This is a genomic window from Chryseobacterium sp. BGARF1 (genome assembly GCF_001677955.1).
Taxonomy (GTDB): domain Bacteria; phylum Bacteroidota; class Bacteroidia; order Flavobacteriales; family Weeksellaceae; genus Chryseobacterium.
Map to the genome: position 1 here is coordinate 1 of NZ_LELA01000192.1, position 505 is coordinate 505.

Here is a 505-nt window from a genome sequence, read left to right on the forward strand (position 1 = left end):
TTTCGTAGTTTCCAAGCCATCATAGCCGTATTCGAGGTAGCTTTGATACCATTTGTAAAAACTACTTCTAGCGATTCCAAAACTTTCCAAGGTTCGCTTCACACCGATTTCACTCCTGGTCACCGTTTGAATGATTTCGTATTTCTCGGCTGCTGATAATCTCATATATTTCCTGTATTTATCGATTAATCCAGCCTGTCTAAACTTTTTTTTACAATATCATAGCGAACGACTAGGTCAGCTACGATCTCTTTCAAACGAGCGTTTTCCTTCTTCAGGTCTGATACGTCATCACTCGTAGCCTCGCGAGCGACATCTCCATTCAGACGCTTCTTTCCTGCCTCCATAAACTCCTTGTTCCAGGCATAAAACTGCGACTGTGCAATATTATGGTTCCTGCAAAGTTCGGCTACGGAAGTCTCAGCTCGAAGACCTTCCATCACGATTAGAATCTTTTGCTCTGCGGTAAATATTCTGCGGGTGTTTTGCCGAATATCTTTTACAA

General features: G+C 42.4%; 1 protein-coding gene. It reads right to left on the reverse strand.

All coding sequences use genetic code 11. The features are described from left to right. Window positions 1–185 precede the first annotated feature (185 nt). Window positions 186–505, reverse strand: a 320-nt coding sequence (locus AB671_RS21440) for a transposase (protein ID WP_066675753.1), incomplete at its 5' end; no start/stop codon positions are given.